The sequence below is a fragment of the Candidatus Magnetominusculus dajiuhuensis genome, assembly GCF_046044395.1.
Lineage (GTDB): Bacteria > Nitrospirota > Thermodesulfovibrionia > Thermodesulfovibrionales > Magnetobacteriaceae > Magnetominusculus > Magnetominusculus dajiuhuensis.
The window spans coordinates 1-5400 of the sequence record NZ_JBJUSG010000180.1 but is presented as its reverse complement, the minus strand read 5'-3'; the positions used below and the strand labels follow the sequence as shown (position 1 = coordinate 5400).

Genomic DNA, 5400 nt, shown 5'->3' with positions numbered 1-5400 from the left:
GCTTTCAAAAACCCTTTTATCAATAGGTGCAAATTTCTATATCGGAGCTTGGGGGCGAACAAGGACTTGACAAGATAGAGATTCGTCTGAACGAGAATCCTGTTGCTGCATTCGACCCTTTTCTCTCGTGGCATAGGGCAACTCAACTTCTCCAGGAAGAACTGCTCACAATCCATGGGAATAAGGTACTTATAAAACCATACATACTGCCTCATATCAGCAAACTCTCACCAGACGAATTACGACGCGCTGGTGGAGAGGAAGGATTGCGGCGTTACCAGGGATTTTACATCTATCGCAACCGCCGTCTTATAAGGTGGGGTACGTGGTTCAGACTGACCCGTCAGGAAGAACTCTCAAAATTAGCCCGCGTTAGAGTTGACATACCTAATGGCCTTGATCCTCTATGGACTCTTGATATAAAGAAGTCAACTGCCCATCCGCCGGAAGAAGTCAGGGTAAATTTGCGTCGTATTGTCAACAAAATTGTAGGGACAAGCCGGAGAGTGTATCACTTTCGTGGCAGAACGGCTAACAATGACAAATTTATCCACTCATGGAACCGTGTGGAGGGCAGGGATGGCATCTGTTATATTGTCAACCGTGAACATCCGGCAATCACGACATTTAAGCGCGGGTTGAATGAAGGTTCACACAGGCTTCTGGAATTAGTTCTGGACACAATAGAAAGAACCTATCCGGTTGATGCCTTATACGCAGATATGGCATCTGACCGTCCACAGCATTATGATGAGGAGAACCTTATAGATAAACTCATGGAACTGGCAAAGCAATTACTCAATGTGGCAAACGGGATAGAGGGCGGTCAAACCAGACTATTGCAAAGCCTATCTTTTATCGATCCATTTTGTCAGTATCCGGAAATAACTAAATCCATTATAAAGGAGTTGTCAGATGTCTGCTGAAGATATGAAAATAATAGAAAATCTTATCGCCACGCTTTATGTTGAGAAGTTACCTAAGGAAGATGATGTAAACAATGACATTCAAAGGTTTCGCGCCATCTATCCTTTGACTGAAGAGGAGGCAATGCAGTTACTTCACAGACTTCATGCGCGTCTGCGTATTGATATGGATATCGGTGCCGCAATTACAGAAGACCATCAATCATGGTTTCCGGCAAGAAAGGCAGATATCGAACCTTATTACTGGAAGCGTTATGCACAGTATATTGGCAACAATGGATGGCCTTTTAAGGTTATCAACACCCTGGACAGAGTAACAGATGAGATAATTGATCTCATCGGAGACCCTTCAAAAACTACAATATGGTCGCGGCGTGGGCTGGTTATGGGTGATGTTCAATCAGGAAAAACATCCACCTATACAGCGCTGTGCTGCAAAGCGGCAGATGTTGGTTATAAGCTTATCATATTACTAACCGGTTCTATTGAAAGTCTGCGAAGACAGACACAAGAACGTCTTGACACTGGTTTTGTCGGGCTTGACAGCGCCGGTTTATTAACAAAACAACGTAAAACAAGGGAAGTTGGAGTTGGGCTGCTGAACAGACAAAGACAAGCCGCTGTTTTCACATCAACTACCAGTGATTTTAGAACTGGTCTTATCAATTCACTTGGTTTTAGAATAAATACCTTTAATGAGCCTATTTGGGTTGTTATAAAGAAAAATAAAAGAATTCTTGAAAATCTGGAGAACTGGCTGCGCTCCTTTAATGCCAACAACAGTGGGAAAATAGACACACCGATGTTGCTTATTGATGATGAGGCTGACAGTGCATCCATCAATACAAGCCCGAATAGTGATGACCCGACAGCCATCAATGAAAGAATAAGATTGCTTCTCCACTTATTTAGCAGATCCAGTTATATAGGGTTTACTGCTACACCGTTTGCAAACATTTTTATAGACCCTGATTCAGAATGCGATATGCTTGGAGATGATCTTTTCCCCAGACATTTTATCTACGCATTGGAAGCTCCCGATAACCACATGGGCGCTCAGAGGATTTTTGGCGACGATACAGATGTTGATTGTCTGAGGGAAATTGACGATGCTGATAAAATCTTCCCGACCCGACATACTAAGACTTCAAATGTAGAAGCGCTTCCGGATATATTATTGGAGGCACTTCGTGTCTTTATCATCGCTAATGCAATTCGTGACCTCAGAAAAGAGGGAAGAACACACCGGTCTATGCTGGTCAATGTCAGTCGTTTTACAGATGTGCAAGATAAAGTCAGAGAACTTCTCGATATTACACTTCGTGAGATGAACAGAGAAATACGCAACTATAGCCAGCTCAAGCCGGATGAGGCATGCCGCTTTTCTGCAATAGCAGCTTTGAAAAACACATGGGAACAAGATTTTAATAATACCGGATTCTCATGGCAGGACATTCAGTGTTCATTATTACATGCGGCGTCACCGATTGAAGTCAGGTCTGTGAATCAACGTTCCGGAGCGGCAAGTCTTGACTATTCTTCTTACCGGGATACCGGACTGCGTGTCGTTGCCGTTGGTGGTAACAGCCTTTCCCGCGGGCTGACGCTGGAGGGGCTTTGTGTAAGCTATTTCTTACGAAATTCGCAGATGTACGATACGTTACTTCAGATGGGACGATGGTTCGGCTATCGTGACGGATATGACGACCTGTGCAGAATTTGGTTAACAGACGAGGCTATACATTGGTATCGGCATATTTCTCTTGCAACAGACGAATTGCGCGGTGAAATACGGAGAATGAAATCTTTTAATCTGACGCCGAAAGATTTTGGTCTCAAGGTTCGTGCGCATCCTGACTCTCTCATTGTGACCGCCAGAAATAAAATGCGAACAGCAAAAGACATCGAACAGATTATCTCCGTGAGCGGGCAAGGTCTTGAGACGGCGCGGTTGCACATGGGTGATAATTTCGTTCATACAAATTCATTGGCTGCAGAAAAATTGCTCAACGACTTCAGGACAAGCAAAATAGTCAGCGCTGAATCTTCGTGGAAAAATACTATATGGAGAGATGTTCATAAAAAATATGTCGTCAACTTCCTGCGTAGTTTTATAAGTCATCCCCTTAATATAACCTTTCAGACAGATGATTTGGCTTCATTTCTGGAAAACACCAACGAACCAAAATTGCAAAATTGGGATGTCGTGATACCGAATGGGAGTGAGCCGTCTGAAAATTTTGCATGGATAGCTTACCGTCCGCAAAAAAGAAGAGTTGTTATTTCCAAAGAAACAAAATCCATTCTTGTTTCCGGCGACAAGAGAAGGGTTGGCTCGCGCGGTATTGAAAAAGAGGGTATTTCCACAGAAATTGTTCAGCAGATAAAAGAACAATATGGTGACAATAATGTCCCTGACAAGGCCTATCGTGCGAGAAGACATAAACCTCTGTTATTATTACACCTGATCAAACCGTATGTTAAAAAAGAAGAAATGGAAAAATACGATACAGGCAGTGATACATTGGTTGCGGTAGGCCTGAGTTTCCCTGAATTTGACGATCGCAGCGATGCTCAGCGTGTCCGTTACCGCATCAATCTTGTGGAATGGAGAAATATATTCATGGATGAGGCCGACGATGAGATGGTGGGGGATGATGATACAGTTTGAGGCGCGGTGGGCAGAAATGGAACCAAGCAAAGGCTATCAGCGGGTTGATGAGAACCATCCATTGGATTTTTATTTTGCATTAGAAGTTTCAGGGGAACGGGTTTTGCTTCTTGTAACAGACTGGTGCGTGGATGTGCCGTCACAGTCACACGCTATACAGATACTTTGTCGTCAAAGAAATGATAACCGATGGGCGTTAATGTTTCGTTTGATAAAACCTGAACTCGGCTGGATTTTTTCTCATCTGTGTGAGGACATTGTTGAGTATGGTCGAAAATGTTCTACAAAATCCGATCCCGCCGGAGCAGTAATCAGAAGATTTATTCACTGGCAGCGCCTGCTTGAGCGAAGCCAGAATGGTCTTCTTGACTTAGCCTCACAAAAGGGTCTTATTGGCGAACTGTTGTTCCTTAGAGATTTTGCCTTGCCAGCGTATCCATCTGTGCAGGCAGCAGAGGGTTGGGAAGGGCCTCTTGATGCTGAACAGGATTTCCGGTATGCAGACAGGATATTTGAGATTAAGACAATGAATTCAGGGGCTTCTAAGGTTAGGATCTCCTCTGCTGAACAACTTGACGTATCCGGAGGTAAACTGCAGCTTGTGGCTGTCGTTATGTCAGTTGCAGACAATAATGACGATAACTCTTTTAGCCTGACTGATGTTGTTGCGACTCTGCGAAAGGAATTTGAAAATGATTTTGGAGCGCTTCAGTTATTTGAGGAGCGGCTTCTCTCTGCCGGATATATTGATTGCGATGAGTACAGCAGACATAAGTATTGTCTGGAACGATTTCGTTTCTTCAGCGTTGTGGATGGATTTCCAAAAATCGTTCGTTGCTGTCTGCCTGCTGGTATTGGAAAAGCAACCTATGAAGTTGATCTTTCGCAATGCCAACCTTATGAAATAAATCAAAGGGGTTAGACAGGATGGATATTGAAGACTACAGAAAAGATTTTATTGAGACAGTGAGTTTGTGTGCGGCATCTGAAAGAGATTTAACACAATCAGCCTTTGTAACGATTGCATCTCAGCATCTCATGGACGCCGACGAGTTTCCTGACTTTGAACCCTGCTACCATGAAGGGATTGGTATACGTGACAAAAGAGTGAAATTCCGCATTGATGGTTACTCTCTGGATGACATAGATGGTTCAGCAAAGCTGCTTGTTGCTGATTTCAGAGGTGGTGCCGAAACGGAGACTCTCACCCGGTCAGATGCTGAGACATTATTTCAGCGATTACAGGCTTTTATAGCTGAATCCCTTTCCGGCCAATTACACCCTCAGCTTGAACAAAGCTCACCGGCCTATGCGCTCGCCGAAGAACTATACAGGCGCGGACAATCAATTACCAGGTTTCTCCTTTTCCTTGTAACTGACGCAGAATTAAGCAGCCGGGTAATAGACTGGCCTGATGATTCTCAAAATAATATCCCTGTCGAATATCACATTTGGGACATTGTTCGCTTTCATCGCGTACACGAATCTGAACTTGGCCGCGAAGCTATCGAAATCGATTTTACTGAATTCCAAAAGGAGGGTATCCCCTGTCTTGTTGCTAATATTGGTTCAGATCAATATATGTCATACTTGTGCGTTGTCCCCGGCCATGTTCTTGCCGATATTTATGATAAATATGGAAGCCGTCTTCTTGAGCAGAATGTCAGATCTTTTTTAACTTTACGCGGTGGAATCAATAAAGGAATTCGCAATACAATTCTTAATGAACCGGCGATGTTTTTTGCCTATAACGTAAGCGTCTAAATAACTACACCCGTTGATTTCCCTGCGAGGGCATCCCTA

At 43.7% G+C, this 5400-nt stretch carries 4 protein-coding genes; all 4 read left to right on the top strand.

All coding sequences use genetic code 11. The features are described from left to right. The first annotated feature begins 26 nt into the window (after positions 1–26). The 4 genes from AB7D94_RS16280 to AB7D94_RS16265 are packed head-to-tail and all read left to right on the top strand — an operon-like array spanning position 27 to position 5361. On the top strand, positions 27–926 hold the full coding sequence (locus AB7D94_RS16280) for a hypothetical protein (RefSeq protein WP_420267088.1): 900 nt from the start codon (positions 27–29) through the stop codon (positions 924–926). Then, positions 916–3597: a Z1 domain-containing protein gene (locus tag AB7D94_RS16275; protein ID WP_420267086.1), complete on the top strand. Its 2682-nt coding sequence runs from the start codon at positions 916–918 to the stop codon at positions 3595–3597. Before AB7D94_RS16280 ends, AB7D94_RS16275 begins: the two co-directional genes overlap by 11 nt. After that, on the top strand, positions 3497–4519 hold the full coding sequence (locus tag AB7D94_RS16270) for a PD-(D/E)XK motif protein (protein WP_420267089.1): 1023 nt from the start codon (positions 3497–3499) through the stop codon (positions 4517–4519). Before AB7D94_RS16275 ends, AB7D94_RS16270 begins: the two co-directional genes overlap by 101 nt. 5 nt (positions 4520–4524) lie before the next feature. After that, positions 4525–5361 (top strand): AIPR family protein, encoded by an 837-nt coding sequence (locus tag AB7D94_RS16265; RefSeq protein ID WP_420267085.1) that lies wholly within the window; start codon positions 4525–4527, stop codon positions 5359–5361. The last annotated feature ends 39 nt before the right edge of the window (positions 5362–5400 follow it).

Bases quoted from the DNA above. Each gene is read 5' to 3' on its own strand.
- AB7D94_RS16275 (WP_420267086.1), top strand. From the start codon at position 916: ATGTCTGCTGAAGATATGAAAATAATAGAAAATCTTATCGCCACGCTT.
- AB7D94_RS16270 (WP_420267089.1), top strand. From the start codon at position 3,497: ATGCTCAGCGTGTCCGTTACCGCATCAATCTTGTGGAATGGAGAAATA.
- AB7D94_RS16265 (WP_420267085.1), top strand. From the start codon at position 4,525: ATGGATATTGAAGACTACAGAAAAGATTTTATTGAGACAGTGAGTTTG.